This is a genomic window from Nocardioides sp. BP30, from assembly GCF_029873215.1.
In the GTDB taxonomy this organism is placed as follows: Bacteria; Actinomycetota; Actinomycetes; order Propionibacteriales; family Nocardioidaceae; genus Nocardioides.
On record NZ_CP123620.1, the window covers coordinates 3,864,123 to 3,878,619 of the forward strand.

Here is a 14,497-nt window from a genome sequence, read left to right on the forward strand (position 1 = left end):
GGTGGATCAGCGCGACAGGCGCCTCTCCGCTGTGTCCCAGTCCGCGCCCGAGCGTGGCTCGTAGCGCCGCAGGTCGTGCGTACGCCGCACCAGCGACCGCATCGCGGCCAGGTCCGGCAGGTCGTCGCCCCCGCGCATCCGGCTCAGGGTGCGGGCCTGCACCAGCGCGTTGCCGAGCGCCGCCGCCTCAGCGGGGCCGGCCAGCACCGGCAGCCCACAGGCGTCGGCGGTGAGCTGGCACAGCAGCGCGTTCTGCGAGCCGCCACCCACGACGTGTACGAGCTCCAGGGTGCGACCGGCGAGCGCGGCACCCTGGCGCAGGTTGCGGCGGTAGGCGAGGGCCAGGCTGTCCAGGATGGTGCGGACGACCTCGGCCGGTGTCTCCGGCACGGGTTCGCCGCTCGCCCGGGCGAGTGCCCGCAACCGCTCCGGCATGTCGCCGGGTGGCAGCAGCGAGGGATGGTCGATGTCGACGACCGTGCGCAGCGGCGCGACGTGCGCGGCACCGGCGAGCAGCGTGGGCAGGTCGGCGGTCAGACCCTGCGCCGCCCAGGTGCGCTCGGCCTGCGAGAGCACCCACAGACCCATCACGTTCTTGAGGAACCGGATGGTGCCGTCGACGCCGCCCTCGTTGGTGAAGTTGGCCAGCCGCGCTTCCTCGGTGAGGACGGGCTTGTCGAGCTCGAGACCCACCAACGACCAGGTCCCCGAGGAGATGTAGGCGATCTCCTCCTCCTGGGCAGGTACGCCGACGATCGCCGACGCGGTGTCGTGCGAGCCGACGGCGATGACCGGCACCTCCGGCTCGCCGGCTCCGCTCGTGCCGATCGCCTGGCCGATGGCCGGCAGGACCGGCCCGACCACCGAACCCGGGTCCCGCAGTGCCGGCAGCGCCGCCCACGGCAGCCCGAGCCGCTTGGCGAGATCGACCGACCACGCCTGGGCGCTGACGTCGTAGAGGCCGGTGGTCGAGGCGTTGGTGCGCTCGGCACCGATCTCCCCTGTCAGCCAGTAGGTGAGCAGGTCCGGCAGCAGCAGCAGGGTCTGCGCCGACTCCAGGGCGGCCGTGCCGCGCGCCGCCACGAGTTGGAAGACGGTGTTGAACGGCAGCTCCTGCAGGCCCGTCACGGCGTACAGGTGAGCCGGGTCGACGACCTTCGCCACCCGCTCCGGGACACCCACGGTGCGGGCGTCCCGGTGCGAGTAGGGGTTGCCGAGCAGCTCGCCGTCCCGGTCGAGCAGGCCGTAGTCGACCGCCCAGGAGTCGATGCCGATGCCGTCGAGGCGCCCTGCCAGGGCGACCTTGCGGAGCCCTGCCAGCACCTCACGATGGATGCCGACGACGTCCCAGAAGAGCGAGGAGCGGATCGGCACGCCGCCGTTGGGGAAGCGGTGCACCTCCTCGAGGCGCAGCACGTCCGGTCCTACCTCGGCGGCCATCACCCGACCACTGGTGGCGCCGAGGTCGACCGCCGCGACGCGCAGCGGCCCCGAGGAGGCGATGCTCATCGCAGGAAGGCCGCCGCGACGCCCGCGTCGACAGGGATGTGCAGGCCCGTGGTGTGGCTGAGCTCGGCGGTGCAGAGCACGAAGACCGCGTTGGCGATGTTCTCCGGCAGGACCTCGCGCTTGAGGATCGTGCGCTGGGCGTAGAACTTGCCCAGGTCCTTCTCCTCCACGCCGTAGACGGCGGCACGGTTGGCTCCCCAGCCGCTGGCGAAGATGCCCGAGCCCTGGACGACGCCGTCGGGGTTGACACCGTTGACCTTGATGCCGTGCTCCCCCAGCTCCGCCGCGAGCAGCCGGACCTGGTGGGCCTGGTCGGCCTTGGCCGCGCCGTACGCGACGTTGTTCGGGCCGGCGAAGATCGAGTTCTTCGAGGAGATATAGACGATGTCGCCGCCCAGCTCCTGCTCGATCATGACCTTGGCGGTCGCCTTGGAGACCAGGAACGAGCCCTTGGCCATCACGTCGTGCTGCAGGTCCCAGTCCTTCTCGGTGGTCTCCAGCAGCGAGCGCGAGAGCGAGAGGCCGGCGTTGTTGACGATGAGGTCCACCCCGCCGAAGGCCAGCACGGCCGCGTCGACGGCGGCCTGGACCGCGTCGGCGCTGGAGACGTCGACCTGGACGCCGACGGCGACGTCGGTCGAGCCCAGCTCGGCGGCCGCCTCCTGCGCCTTCTCCAGCGACAGGTCGGCGATCACGACGCAGGCGCCGTTCTCGGCCAGCTTCTTGGCGGTGGCCTTGCCGATCCCGGAGGCGGCACCGGTGACCAGCGCGACGCGGGTCGCCAGCGGCTTCGGCTTCGGCATCCGCTGGAGCTTGGCCTCCTCCAGCGCCCAGTACTCGATGCGGAACTTCTCCGCCTCGTCGATCGGCGCGTACGTCGAGAGCCCCTCCGCACCGCGCATCACGTTGATGGCGTTGACGTAGAACTCCCCTGCCACCCGGGCGGTCTGCTTGTCCTTGCCGAAGCTGAACATGCCGACGCCCGGGACCAGCACGATGAGCGGGTCCTTGCCGCGGATCGCCGGCGAGTCCGGTGTGGCGTTGCGGTCGTAGTAGCCCTGGTAGTCCTCGCGGTAGGACACCGCGAGCTCCTTGAGCCGCGCGATCGACTCCTCCACGCTCGCCGACGCCGGCAGGTCCAGCACGAGCGGCTTGACCTTCGTGCGCAGGAAGTGGTCGGGGCAGGAGGTGCCGAGACCGGCCAGCCGCGGGTGCTCGGTGGCGGCGAGGAAGTCCAGGACGACGTCGGAGTCGTTGAAGTGGCCGACCATCGGGCGGTCCGCCGAGGCGATGCCGCGGATGGTCGGCGCGAGTGCTGCCGCCTTCGCGCGACGCTCGGCGTCCGGCAGGGCGCCGTACCCCTCGAGGGCCGGACCGAACGGCTCGGCCTTGCTGTGCTCGGCGATGTACGCCGCGGCGGTGTCGATGATCCACAGCGAGTTCTGCTCGGCCTCGTCGCTGGAGTCGCCCCACGCGGTGATCCCGTGGCCGCCGAGGATGCAGCCGATGGCCTGCGGGTTCTTCTCCTTGATCGCGGCGATGTCCAGCCCCAGCTGGAAGCCGGGCCTGCGCCACGGCACCCAGACGACCTTGTCACCGAAGATCTTCTCGGTCAGCGCCTCGCCGTCGGCGGCGGTAGCGATCGCGATGCCGGAGTCGGGGTGGAGGTGGTCGACGTGGGCGGCGTCGACCAGGCCGTGCATCGCGGTGTCGATCGACGGCGCGGCGCCGCCGTTGCCGTGCAGGCAGTAGTCGAAGGCCGCGACCATCTCGTCCTCGCGCTCGACGCCCGGGTAGACGTCGACCAGTGCGCGCATCCGGTCCAGTCGGAGCACGGCCAGGCCCGACTCCTTGAGGGTGCCCAGGTCGCCGCCGGAGCCCTTGACCCAGACCAGCTCCACGGGCTCGCCGGTGACCGGGTCGGTCTCGGTGCCCTTGGCCGAGGTGTTGCCACCCGCGTAGTTGGTGTTCTTCGGGTCGGCGCCCAGGCGGTTGGAGCGAGCGATCAGCTCGGCTGCCGTCCCGTTATACGAGGTCATTGGTTCAGTTCCATCCTGCCTGCGTACCGCCCACGCGGTCCGCCTCGATCTGCTGCTGGTAGCCGCTCTCCAGGTAGGCCCGCATCGGGTTGGCGGGCAGCCCCCGGCCCTCGCGCCAGGCGGCGAGGTCGGCTCGGACGTCGGTGTAGAAGGCGTCCATGAAGATCTCGTTGGCGAGCAGCACGTCGCCGCTCTCCTGCGCCTTGGTCAGCGCGGCGCGGTCGAGGAGCAGCGCGCGCGCCGTCATCTCCTGCACGTTGAGGACCGACCGGATCTGGCCCGGGATCTTGTCCTCGATGTTGTGGCACTGGTCGAGCATGAAGGCGACATCGCTGTCGGCCTCCAACGCACCGCCGCGCACGCACTCCACCAGGATCCGGAACAGCTGGAAGGGGTCGGCCGCACCCACGATGAGGTCGTCGTCGGCGTAGAAGCGGCTGTTGAAGTCGAAGGAGCCGAGCTTCCCCAACCGCAGCAGCTGGGCGACGATGAACTCGATGTTCGTGCCCGGCGCGTGGTGCCCGGTGTCGAGGCAGACCATCGCCTTCTCCCCCAGCGCCGCCACCTGGACGTACGACGTACCCCAGTCCGGGACGTCGGTGTGGTAGAACGCCGGCTCGAAGAACTTGTACTCCAGCACCAGGCGCTGGTCCTCGCCGAGCCGGTCGTAGATCGTCTGCAGGCTCTCGGCCAGGCGGTCCTGGCGGCCGCGGATGTCCGCCTGACCGGGGTAGTTCGAGCCCTCGGCCAGCCAGATCTTCAGGTCGCGCGAGCCGGTGGCGTCCATGACGTCGATGCACGCCAGGTGGTGGTCGATCGCCTTCTGCCGGATGCGACGGTCGGTGTGGGTCAGGGCGCCGAGCTTGTAGTCGTCGTCCTGGAAGGTGTTCGAGTTGATCGTGCCGAGGCCGATGCCGAGGTCGTCGGCGTACCGGCGCAGGGCGCCGAAGTCGTCGACCAGGTCCCACGGGATGTGCAGCGCGACGGTCGGTGCAAGACCGGTGTAGCGGTGCACCGTGGCGGCGTCGGCGATCTTCTCCTCGACCGTGCGGGGGGTGCCGGGAGTGCCGAAGACCTTGAACCTGGTCCCGGAGTTGCCGTAGGCCCAGGAGGGGACTTCGATCGCCTGGCCCTCGAGGAGGGGAGCGATCTCTTGGAAGGTCGTCATGTCAGTTCGCTTCTCGTGTTGCGGTGGCTTCTGGAGTGGCGCTGGGGGTCGAGCGGGTCCGCTCGAGCTGGTCCTCGAGGTGGAAGACCTCCTCGAGTCGGAGGAATCCGGTGTCCGGCGCGCGGCCGTCGAGGTCGACGAAGAAATCGCCCATCTGCGCCTGCCAGCGCTCGTTGACGTCGGTGCGGTTCATCGCCGAGACGGCCTCCTCGAGCGAGGTCGTCTCGAAGTAGCCGATGAGCAGGCCGTCGGGACGCAGGAACAGGGAGTAGTTGGACCACCCACTGGCGGCGAGCGCCTCGAGCATGTCGGGCCACACGGCCCGGTGCCGGGCCTTGTACTCCTCGAGCCGATCGGGCTTGACCTGGAGCTGGAAGCAGACACGCACGGGGACGTCCTCATCGATGCGGGAGGTTCCCGGGTCCGGCCGCGATGGGGGATGCGCGGCCGGACCCGGGCGGAGGGGGGGATGGATCAGAAGTTGAACTTGTCGATGTTCGACTTGTCGAAGACCGTCGGGTCGCCCAGCAGGACGGTCCCGTCCGCGCCCACGGTGTACTTGCCGAGCGTGCCGGCGGTGAAGGTGTCACCCTGCTTGCCGGTGATGGTGCCGTCGACCAGGGCCTTGGCCGCGTACGCCGCCAGGTAGCCCAGGTCGCTGGGGTTCCACAGCGCGAAGGACGTCACGGTGCCGTCCTTGACGTACTTGCGCATCTGGTTGGGGGTGCCCAGACCCGTCAGCGCGACCTTGCCCTTGGCCGAGGAGGTGTCGAGGTAGCGGGCCGCGGCCGCGATGCCGACGGTGGTCGGCGAGATGATGCCCTTCAGGTTCGGGTGGTCCTGCAGCAGGGCGGCGGTCTTGTCGAAGGAGGTCTGGTCGTCGTCGTTGCCGTAGACCACGCCGTCGAGCTTGATGTTCGGGTGATCGGCCGCCAGGTCCTTCTTCATCAGATCGATCCAGGCGTTCTGGTTGGTCGCGTTCGCAGCGGCCGAGAGGATCGCGATCTCCCCCGAGTCGCCGATCTGCTGGGCGATCTGGTCGACCTGGGTCTTGGCGATGCCCTCGGCGGAGGCCTGGCTGATGTACAGGTCGCGGCAGTCGGCGCTGGTGTCGGAGTCGAAGGTCACGACCTTGGTGCCGGCCGACATCGCCTGCTTGATCGCACTGCACGGCGCCTTCGGGTCGTCGGCCGAGATGACCAGCGCCTTGACGCCCTGCTGGGCGGCGGTGTTGATGAAGGAGACCTGACCGTCGGGGGTGGCGGTGTCGGGGCCGACCTCCTGGTACTTGCCCTTGAACTCGTTGACGGCCTTCTGGCCACCGTCCTTGTCCGAGGCGTCGAAGTAGGGGTTGCCGAGGTTCTTCGGGATGAACGTCACGGTGGTGCCCGAGGCGCTGCCGCCGCTGCCGCCGCTGCTGTTGCCGCCGCCGCTCGCGCTGTTGTTGTCGCTGCTGCCGCAAGCGGTCAGGCTCAGCGTGGCCGTCACGGCAACTGCCGCGAGGGCGGACAGCCGTCGAGTGCTGAACTTCATTGTTCTTACCTCTCTGTGGTGCTGGATGAAGAGGCGACCGCTTGCCGTCGCCTGAGGGTTCCGAGACCCGTCCGCCGGGCCGACTGCTTGGACAGCCAGGCGAGGACGCTGGTGGACATCACCGAGAGCACCAGGAGTGCGCCGATGACGATGTTGATGACGTTGACCGTCTGGTTCTCCAGGCGCATCGCGCTCTGGATGACGCCGATGAGCAGGACGCCGGCGACGACGCCGTGCAGCGCACCGCGGCCGCCGAAGATCGACACACCGCCGAGCAGGACCGCTGCGATCACCTTCAGCTCGTCGCCGGTGGCGTTGTCACCGCGGGCGTTGCCGGTGCGCAGGGTGATGTAGATGCCTGCAGCCGCCGAGACTGCAGCGGTGAGGATGAACAGGATGAACTTCGTGCGGGCGACGTTGACGCCGCTGAAGTGGGCCGCCTCGTCGTTCAGGCCGATCTCGAAGACCCCGCGGCCGAAGGAGGAGAAGTGCAGCAGCCACACGAAGATCACCAGGAGCACCAGGATCGGGATCACGATCACCGGGTAGCGGGTGTTGCCGATGTGCTGCTGGGCGAGGTTCGTCCACTTCGTCGGGAAGTCCGTCTTGGCCGTGGTGCCGAGCAGGCCGACAGCGAGACCGCGGAACAGCGCTTGCGTGCCGATCGTGACCGCCAGGGACGGCAGCCCCACGTAGGCGACCAGGAACCCGTTGAGGGCCCCGGCGACGACACCGACCAGGATGGCGATCAGCCCCGCCAGCGGGATCGACAGTCCGGCGTCCTGGTGCAGGATGCCCACCATCACGCTGGACAGACCCACGACGCTGGCGACGGAGAGGTCGATCTCGCCGGTGATGATCACCAGGGCCATCGGCAGCGCGATCAGCATGATCTCGGCGTTGTCCAGGCCGAGGAAGTAGATCGTCAGCGGGCTGTTGAAGTTGGCCACGTTGCCGGCCGCCCAGGCGAAGACGAGGACGAGCAGCGCGATGATCGCGAACTCGCGGGTGAGCAGCACCCGTCGCCACAGCGGCCGGCTGTAGGCCGGGTAGGTGCGGGTGGTCGGCGCGGTGTCGCCGACGGTCGCGGAGGTCATGCGTTGTCCCTCGCTTCGATGATCTTGCGGTCACGCCGGACGGAGAGCACCCGGTCGAGCACGATGGAGCCGATGATGAGGACGCCGACCACGAACTGCTGCCAGAAGTCCTGGACTCCCAGCACCGGCAGCGCGCGGTTGATCGTCACGAGCAGGAAGGCGCCGATCGCGGCGCCCCACACGGTGCCGCTGCCGCCGAAGATCGCCACACCGCCGATGACCGCGGCGCCGACGGCCTGCAGCTCGAGGTTCAGCCCGGCGTTGGAGCTGACCGTGCCGTAGCGGGCCGCCGTGGCGACACCGGCCAGGCCGGCCATCGCCCCGGAGAGGAGGAACGCCGCGAGGATGCGGCGCGTCACCTTCAGCCCGTAGAGGTCGGCCGCGTCGGGGTCGGAGCCGATGGCGTACAGCTCACGACCGCCGCGGGCGGTGTAGAGGTAGTAGCCGACGACCGCCAGCACCACCACCGCCAGGAGGAACAGCACCGGGATGGAGGCGATCTGCTTGGTGCCCAGGTTGAGGAAGCTGTCGGGCATGTCGGAGGCGTTGACCCGGTTGCTCCCGGCCCACGACAGGAAGATACCGCGGTAGATGTACATCGTGCCGAGCGTGATCACCAGCGCGGGGACCTTGCCCCAGGCCACCAGCACCCCGTTGACCAGGCCGAGCACCGCGCCGAAGCCGAGCCCGATCAGGAACACGAGGAAGACCGGTGTGCCGGGGTGGGCGATGAAGATCCGGCCGGTCAGGTACGCCGTGAGGCCGACCACGGAGCCGACCGACAGGTCGACGTTGCGGGTGATGATCACCGCTGCCTGCCCGACAGCGAGGATGAGCAGGATGGACGGCGTCAGGAGCAGGTCGCGCCAGCTGTTGTCGCCGAAGAGGAAGTGCGAGTTCTTCACGGTGGTCACCGCGATGACCAGCACCAGCACCACCGCGACGGCGATCTCTCGCGAGCGCAGGGCGCCGCCCAGGATCCGCCGTACGGGCGAGATCTCGCTGGGGCTCAGGGTCAGGGCGCTCATGCAGACACCTCCACCGATGTCGTCGGCAGGTCGTTGGGGCGTGCGGACCGGGTGGCGGCGTGCATGACCTTCTCCGGCGTCGCCTCGTCGCGGGCGATGTCGGCGGTGATCTCGCCCTCGCACACGACCAGCACGCGGTCGGCCATGCCGAGCACCTCGGGCAGCTCGGAGGAGATCATCAGGATCGCGACGCCGCGTCCGGCGAGGTCGGAGAGCAGACGGTGCACCTCGGACTTGGTGCCGACGTCGATGCCGCGGGTGGGCTCGTCGATGATCAGCAGCTTCGGCTCGGTGGCCAGCCACTTGGCGATGACGACCTTCTGCTGGTTGCCGCCGCTCATGGTGCTCGCGGCCATGTCGAGCGCCGAGGTCTTGACCTCCAGGCGGCTCGCCCACGGTCCGCTCGCACGGTTCTCGGCCGCGGTCGTCAGCACCCCCGCCTTGGCGAGCCCGGTGCGGATCACCGCGGCGACGTTGTGGGCCACCGAGGAGTCGACCACCAGGCCCTGCTTGCGCCGGTCCTCGGGGATGAAGGCGAGGCCGGCCTTGATCGCCGCGCGGACGTTGCGCCGCGGCACCTCGCGACCGAGCATCCGCACCGAGCCTGAGTCGTAGCCGTCGACGCCGAAGACCGCGCGGGCGATCTCGCTGCGTCCGGCCCCGACAAGGCCCGCCAGACCGACGATCTCGCCGGCGCGGACGGTGAAGCTGACGTCGTGGAAGACCCCGGCGGAGTTGAGCCCGGTGACCTCGAGGACAGGCTCGCCGATCGGCGCCGGCGTCTTCGGGAAGAGCTCGGCGACCTCACGCCCGACCATGCGGGCCACGATCTCCTCGACCGAGGTCTCGGCGATCGGGTCGGTGGAGATGTACTCCCCATCGCGCATCACCGTCACCGTGTCGCACAGGTCGAAGACCTCGTCGAAGCGGTGCGAGATGAAGACCAGCCCGCGGCCCTCGTCGCGCAGGCTGCGAGCGACGGCGAACAGCCGCTCTACCTCGACACCCGACAGCGCCGCGGTCGGCTCGTCCATGATGAGAAGGCTGGCGTCCAGCGAGATGGCCTTGGCGATCTCGATGATCTGCTGGTCGGCGATCGAGAGTCCGCGGGCCGGCCGACGCGGATCGATGCGGACCCCGAGGCGCTTGAACAGCGCCTCGGCCTCGGCGTACATCGCCGCCCGGTCGATCCGGCGACCACGGCCCAGGGGCTGACGACCCATGAAGATGTTCTCGGTGACCGACAGGTCCGGGAACAGCGTCGGCTCCTGGTAGATCACCGCGATGCCGGCCGCCTTCGAGGCGGCTGTCGAGGCGAAGTCCACGTCCTCGCCGCGGAAACGGAAGGTCCCGGCGTCGCGGCGGTGCACGCCCGCGACGATCTTGATCAGCGTCGACTTGCCGGCGCCGTTCTCGCCGACGAGGGCGTGGATGGACCCGCGCTCCACCGTCAGGCTGCTGCTGCGCAGCGCCACGACGGAACCGAAGGACTTGGCCACGTCGCGCAGCTCAAGCACCACTTCGGGGTTCGGTCCAGGCATTGACCGCTCCTTTTGAAAGGTTTCAAAACAACGGGCTCGACTGTAGGTGACTGTGATCACAGTCGTCAAGCACCTTCCTCAACTTTCCGCCTCGCACGGTGCGAAGCGACGAAGTCTGCTTAACTCCTCGCAGGGTTTTGAGCGTTTCAACGATGAACCGGGGGTGGGGACATGGCGAAGCAGCACGGCAGCCGACGTGGGTCGTCGGTGAAGGACGTGGCCGCGGCAGCCGGCGTGTCGCTCGGCACGGTGTCCAACGTGCTCAACCGCCCCGAGCTGGTCAGCACCACCACCCGCGAGCGCGTCGAGCGGGCCATGGCCGATCTCGGCTTCGTGCGCAACGAGACCGCGCGGTCGCTGCGCACCGGCCGGAGCAGCACGCTGGCCTACGTCATGCTCGACTCGCGCAACCCGTTCTTCACCGACGTCGCGCACGGCATCGAGCTGGCCACCGAGGCGCTCGACCACACCCTGTTCCTGTGCAACAGCGACAACCGGGCCACACGCGAGACCGCCCTGCTCTCCCAGCTGCAGGAGCGGCAGGTCCAGGGCATCCTGATCACGCCCGTCGATCCGGAGAGCCCGGCGCTGCAGACCATCGCCGAGCGCACCCCGCTGGTCGTCGTCGACCGCACCCGCGGCTCGGCGGACCTGTGCACCGTCGCCGTCGACGACATCCTCGGTGGTCGGCTGGCGCTGGAGCACCTCATCGACCTCGGTCACCGGCGGGTGGCCTTCGCCGGCGGCCCCATGTCGGTCGGGCAGGTAGCCGACCGCTACGAGGGCGCCCGCGCGGCCTGGACCGACGCCGGCCTTCCCGCCGCGGACCTGATCTCACTGGAGTGCACGACGCTCACGGCGGCCGAGGGACGCACCGTCGGCGAGCAGCTCGCGGGCATCCCCAGCGCCCGTCGGCCCACCGCCGTCTTCTGCGCCAACGACCTGGTCGCCCTCGGCCTGCTCCAGCACGCGATCGGGCGAGGGTGGCGGGTGCCCGGCGACCTCGCCCTGGTCGGGTACGACGACATCGAGTTCGCCGCGACCGCCGCCGTACCGCTCACCTCGGTGCGCCAGCCACGGCAGGAGCTGGGACGCACGGCCGCCGAGCTGGTGCTCGACGAGGGCTCCAACCCCCAGCACGAACACCAGCAGGTGGTCTTCACCCCGACCCTGGTCGCGCGAGCCTCGACCACGGGGTGACGAGCCGGCCGGCACTCCCCTCCGACGACGCAGAACGACCCGGCCCCATAGGGGTCCGGGTCGCGCCGCGGTTGCCACGATCTGGTGGTCCTGATGGGACAAAGATCGAAACAGTTTTGGCGACTGGTCAACGTCCTGTCCTCGGAGGCGCCTGCAGCCCGCTCGGCGCCGGCCGTGCCGCCCAAACGTGCCTTTCGCTTCACGGCTGACCAGCGCCAAGCCGTGGTCGCGGCCTATGAGGCTGGCGCCACCATGTCCAGCCTGGCCCAGCAGTACGGCGTGAAGCGCGACACGATCGGCAAGTTGTTGCGGCGAGAAGGGGTGTCGATCCGCCGACCGCGACGCATCACGGCGGCTCAGGTCGACGAAGCAGTCCGGCTCTACGTCGCCGGCTGGTCGGCCGCTCGCATCGCCGACCACCTCAAGTTTGATCAGGCCACGATCCACAACCAGCTCAAGAAGCGGGGTGTCAGTCTGCGCGGCCCGCATGACTGGCGCTACTTGTGATCTGCCGAACGCGCCACTTGACGGTGTAGCTGCGGTCTGGACCCGCCGGTCTCAAGCAGGTCCTGGCGATGTACCGCAGCCGGCGCAGCGGTAGAGGCGGATCGACACCACGAGAGTCGTTGGCCGCCAGCCCTGAGGTTCGTGGGCGAGCCGACGAGTCACTGTGTCGCGAGACCAGACTTTATGTTTCATCAGCCGCACTTCCTAAAACAGGTTTTCGATAGCCCAGCACGGACAGCTCGCTAGATTGCCCTAGTCACATAAACGGCGCGAAGCGAATAGTGCTCGGCCTGATATCAGTCTAGGAAACTGTAAATTCCCGAAGATCAGGCGGCCAAACAACCGTGTACCTATCGCCGTCAATTGCTCGGTACGCCGCCCGCACACCTGGCCATCCCGGCTGCGACGCTAAATTATTTTGAGCTTCTCGAAATGTCTCCAGCGGCCGATCGTGTAGACAAATATATTCATCTCGCCGGCGCCAAAATCATGTCCGTCTACATATCCATGGTCCGAGTCAAGGAGAAGCTCAAGCGAATCTTCCATGTCAACGAGCGCGTCGAAATCTTTATCCGAGACGCCCGTCCATTGAAATATGAGTATGAATTGCATATGGCTACCAAGGGTAAGGAGGTGGACGCAGGCCACCTGCGATCTGCTTTTGAATATTACCGCGCTCCAAAGATCAGCCTCGCGCCGCTGGAGATCGTGTCGGACGCCGACCTGCAGGTTGCTGATACTGACAGGGAAGGCGCCCGACGCGACGGTAATCGATGCCCAAGATCCCAGCACCGCCGCTGCGGCCACCTGCGTTTTGGCCGCCGTGATCGTCTGCGGAGCCAATTGCGCGTCGACCGCAGCCGCGAAGTCGATGACCAAGTGCAGCCGAGACACCGGAACACCAAGGTCTGCCGACAAGGTAGCGACGTCGCCAGCGGTGAGGACGGCGCTGCCAATGTCGCCAACGGAGTGCCGAAGGATCGCGCCCTGTCCGTGAATAGCCGCAGCGACTGCGAGAGCGGTCCGCGTGGGCCCCGGGTCGCTCACACCGACGACGGGAAGCATGCGCATACCAGCGTTGGCGAACCCTTGGCTAACCTCCAAGGGAATCGTCGTGCCGCTGTGAAAGAGCGGAACATGGCTGCAGCCGAACGCCAGAGTGGTGAGGCCAGGCAAGTACTTCGTCGCGTTGCCGAGCGCCTTGTATAAGCCGGCGAGATGGTTGCCGTCTGCCTCAGAGCACAGCTCGTAGATTACGAGCAGTGATGATTCGACCGGCCGGCCGAGCTCGCCGATTGCCTGGAACTCACCCGGCTTGGCCTTCAAGATGGGCCGGTACGTCGTCACACAGACCTACTTCGTGTCGCGCGGCGGATTCGGGTCGTTGCCTGGGGCAACCGTGTCCGAGTCGCGGATCTGGCCATCGAGGCCGCCAACTAGGGTCGTCATGCCACCGAGGGCGGGACGAAAGAATTCGTCCGTCCTCGGTGTCGTTGCAGCCGTTCGAATGACGTACAGTCTGGTCGGGCTGATCGCCGGTCAGATGCAGCGAACGCCCGCCGAAGACAATGGATGAACGGACGTTAGCAGCCGGCCCTCGCAAGCGTCTATCGGTCGTTTAGTATCGAGTTAGTAGCATCTGGCTAGTGGCGCGTGGCGTTAGTTCCTGAACGGTTGTGTTTCTGAAATCATCGGGTTATGGCGAATCGTCCTGCCCCGGCGTTGGTGTTGCGTGATGGCGATCGGGAGAAGCTTGAGGGCTGGCTGCGGTCGAGGTCGGTCCGCGCCGGGCTGGCGAAGCGGGCGCGGATGATCCTGCTGGCTGCTGATGGGGGGGCCAAAGAGGATATCGCGTCTCGGGTGAGCGCCTCACGAACGACGGTGATCCAGTGGCGGGCCCGCTACGCCGAACGCGGGATCGCGGGCCTGGAGGATCAGGAGCACTCTGGGCGTCCCCGGGAGCTTGACCACGCCGCGATCGTGACCGCCACCTTGAAACCGCCGCCGAAGAAGCTTGGGGTGACGCACTGGTCGAGCCGCCTGCTGGCGAAACGGTTGGACACGAGCAACACCACCATCGCTCGGGCATGGCGCTCCTACGGTGTGAAGCCGTGGAAGGCCGAGTCGTTCCGGTTCTCCACCGACCCCGAGCTGGTCGGGAAGGTCACCGACATCTGCGGGCTCTACCTCGGCGCCAGCCAGGCGGACGGGGGCAGCCCAGCGAACGCGATCGTGCTCAGCGTCGATGAGAAGTCCCAGATCCAGGCGCTGGACCGCACGGTGCCGATCCTGCCGATGCAAGAAGGCAGGATCGAGCGGCGCTCGCACGACTACTACCGGCACGGCACCACCACCCTGTTCGCCGCACTCGAGATCGCCACCGGCCAGGTCACCGCGGCCTTGAAACCGAAGCACCGCCACCAGGAGTTCTTGGCCTTCCTCAAGCAGATCGAGCGGACCTTCCGCGACGCCCTCGACGGGAACGGTGAGCCCGTCGAGCTGCACCTGGTGATGGACAACTACGCCACCCACAAGCACCGAAACGTCCGCGCCTGGCTAGCCGAACACCCCCGGTTCAAGGTCCACTTCACCCCGACCCACGCCACCTGGATGAACCTCGTCGAGGTCTGGTTCGGCCTGGTCGAACGCCAAGCCGTCCGCCGCGGCGTCTTCAAGTCTGTTCCCGACCTCAACGCCAAGCGCCGCGCCTACATCGAGGGCTGGAACAAACGCGCCCACCCCTTCGTGTGGACCAAGACCGCCGAAGCGATCCTCAAGAAGGCCAACCGTCCAACAACTTCAAATCCGCGCCACTAGCAGACCGACCTTACACTTGGCAGGATAAGCGGCAATTCGACATCAATTCGCGCAACCT

General features: G+C 68.0%; 12 protein-coding genes. 3 read left to right on the forward strand and 9 right to left on the reverse strand.

Annotated features, from left to right (window positions below; translation table 11 throughout):
• Positions 1 to 6: 6 nt before the first annotated feature.
• The 8 genes from P5P86_RS18120 to P5P86_RS18155 all read right to left on the reverse strand — a co-directional run bounded on the left by P5P86_RS18120 (position 7) and on the right by P5P86_RS18155 (position 9,915).
• The gene (locus P5P86_RS18120; RefSeq protein WP_280608846.1) at positions 7 to 1,509 is read right to left on the reverse strand and encodes a rhamnulokinase; all 1,503 of its coding nucleotides are present in this window, start codon (positions 1,507 to 1,509) and stop codon (positions 7 to 9) included.
• On the reverse strand, positions 1,506 to 3,548 hold the full coding sequence (locus tag P5P86_RS18125) for a bifunctional aldolase/short-chain dehydrogenase (protein ID WP_280608847.1): 2,043 nt from the start codon (positions 3,546 to 3,548) through the stop codon (positions 1,506 to 1,508). Before P5P86_RS18125 ends, P5P86_RS18120 begins: the two co-directional genes overlap by 4 nt.
• Positions 3,549 to 3,552: 4 nt before the next feature.
• The gene (gene rhaI, locus P5P86_RS18130) at positions 3,553 to 4,716 is read right to left on the reverse strand and encodes an L-rhamnose isomerase (RefSeq protein WP_280608848.1); all 1,164 of its coding nucleotides are present in this window, start codon (positions 4,714 to 4,716) and stop codon (positions 3,553 to 3,555) included.
• Between the two features lies 1 nt (position 4,717).
• Positions 4,718 to 5,104 carry an L-rhamnose mutarotase gene (locus tag P5P86_RS18135; RefSeq protein WP_280608849.1) on the reverse strand — a complete coding sequence of 129 codons (387 nt, stop codon included), beginning with the start codon at positions 5,102 to 5,104 and terminating at the stop codon, positions 4,718 to 4,720.
• Between the two features lie 86 nt (positions 5,105 to 5,190).
• Entirely contained in the window at positions 5,191 to 6,249 is a 1,059-nt protein-coding gene (gene rhaS / locus P5P86_RS18140; RefSeq protein ID WP_280608850.1) for a rhamnose ABC transporter substrate-binding protein, read from the reverse strand.
• Between the two features lie 5 nt (positions 6,250 to 6,254).
• Positions 6,255 to 7,346 (reverse strand): ABC transporter permease, encoded by a 1,092-nt coding sequence (locus P5P86_RS18145; protein WP_280608851.1) that lies wholly within the window; start codon positions 7,344 to 7,346, stop codon positions 6,255 to 6,257.
• Positions 7,343 to 8,374 (reverse strand): ABC transporter permease, encoded by a 1,032-nt coding sequence (locus P5P86_RS18150; RefSeq protein WP_280608852.1) that lies wholly within the window; start codon positions 8,372 to 8,374, stop codon positions 7,343 to 7,345. Before P5P86_RS18150 ends, P5P86_RS18145 begins: the two co-directional genes overlap by 4 nt.
• Positions 8,371 to 9,915 (reverse strand): sugar ABC transporter ATP-binding protein, encoded by a 1,545-nt coding sequence (locus P5P86_RS18155; protein ID WP_280608853.1) that lies wholly within the window; start codon positions 9,913 to 9,915, stop codon positions 8,371 to 8,373. Before P5P86_RS18155 ends, P5P86_RS18150 begins: the two co-directional genes overlap by 4 nt.
• 171 nt (positions 9,916 to 10,086) lie before the next feature.
• On the opposite strand from P5P86_RS18155, the gene P5P86_RS18160 reads away from it, so the two are divergent.
• Both P5P86_RS18160 and P5P86_RS18165 read left to right on the forward strand, forming a co-directional pair.
• Positions 10,087 to 11,115: a LacI family DNA-binding transcriptional regulator gene (locus P5P86_RS18160; protein ID WP_280608854.1), complete on the forward strand. Its 1,029-nt coding sequence runs from the start codon at positions 10,087 to 10,089 to the stop codon at positions 11,113 to 11,115.
• A 93-nt stretch (positions 11,116 to 11,208) separates the two neighbouring features.
• Positions 11,209 to 11,622: a terminase gpP N-terminus-related DNA-binding protein gene (locus P5P86_RS18165; RefSeq protein WP_280611285.1), complete on the forward strand. Its 414-nt coding sequence runs from the start codon at positions 11,209 to 11,211 to the stop codon at positions 11,620 to 11,622.
• A gap of 408 nt (positions 11,623 to 12,030) precedes the next feature.
• On the opposite strand, the gene P5P86_RS18170 is transcribed toward P5P86_RS18165, so the two are convergent.
• Positions 12,031 to 12,948, reverse strand: coding sequence for a beta family protein (locus P5P86_RS18170; protein WP_280608855.1), 918 nt, complete (start codon positions 12,946 to 12,948; stop codon positions 12,031 to 12,033).
• Between the two features lie 372 nt (positions 12,949 to 13,320).
• Between P5P86_RS18170 and P5P86_RS18175 the strand changes: the two genes are divergently transcribed.
• The gene (locus P5P86_RS18175) at positions 13,321 to 14,439 is read left to right on the forward strand and encodes an IS630 family transposase (RefSeq protein ID WP_280608856.1); all 1,119 of its coding nucleotides are present in this window, start codon (positions 13,321 to 13,323) and stop codon (positions 14,437 to 14,439) included.
• Positions 14,440 to 14,497 lie beyond the last annotated feature (58 nt).

What these genes read in the sequence shown, in the direction of transcription:
- P5P86_RS18175 (WP_280608856.1), top strand. Translation starts at nt 13,321, where the DNA reads ATGGCGAATCGTCCTGCCCCGGCGTTGGTGTTGCGTGATGGCGATCGG.
- P5P86_RS18150 (WP_280608852.1), bottom strand. Translation starts at nt 8,374, where the DNA reads ATGAGCGCCCTGACCCTGAGCCCCAGCGAGATCTCGCCCGTACGGCGG.
- P5P86_RS18145 (WP_280608851.1), bottom strand. Translation starts at nt 7,346, where the DNA reads ATGACCTCCGCGACCGTCGGCGACACCGCGCCGACCACCCGCACCTAC.
- P5P86_RS18165 (WP_280611285.1), top strand. Translation starts at nt 11,209, where the DNA reads ATGGGACAAAGATCGAAACAGTTTTGGCGACTGGTCAACGTCCTGTCC.
- P5P86_RS18125 (WP_280608847.1), bottom strand. Translation starts at nt 3,548, where the DNA reads ATGACCTCGTATAACGGGACGGCAGCCGAGCTGATCGCTCGCTCCAAC.
- P5P86_RS18120 (WP_280608846.1), bottom strand. Translation starts at nt 1,509, where the DNA reads ATGAGCATCGCCTCCTCGGGGCCGCTGCGCGTCGCGGCGGTCGACCTC.
- rhaI (WP_280608848.1), bottom strand. Translation starts at nt 4,716, where the DNA reads ATGACGACCTTCCAAGAGATCGCTCCCCTCCTCGAGGGCCAGGCGATC.
- rhaS (WP_280608850.1), bottom strand. Translation starts at nt 6,249, where the DNA reads ATGAAGTTCAGCACTCGACGGCTGTCCGCCCTCGCGGCAGTTGCCGTG.
- P5P86_RS18160 (WP_280608854.1), top strand. Translation starts at nt 10,087, where the DNA reads ATGGCGAAGCAGCACGGCAGCCGACGTGGGTCGTCGGTGAAGGACGTG.
- P5P86_RS18155 (WP_280608853.1), bottom strand. Translation starts at nt 9,915, where the DNA reads ATGCCTGGACCGAACCCCGAAGTGGTGCTTGAGCTGCGCGACGTGGCC.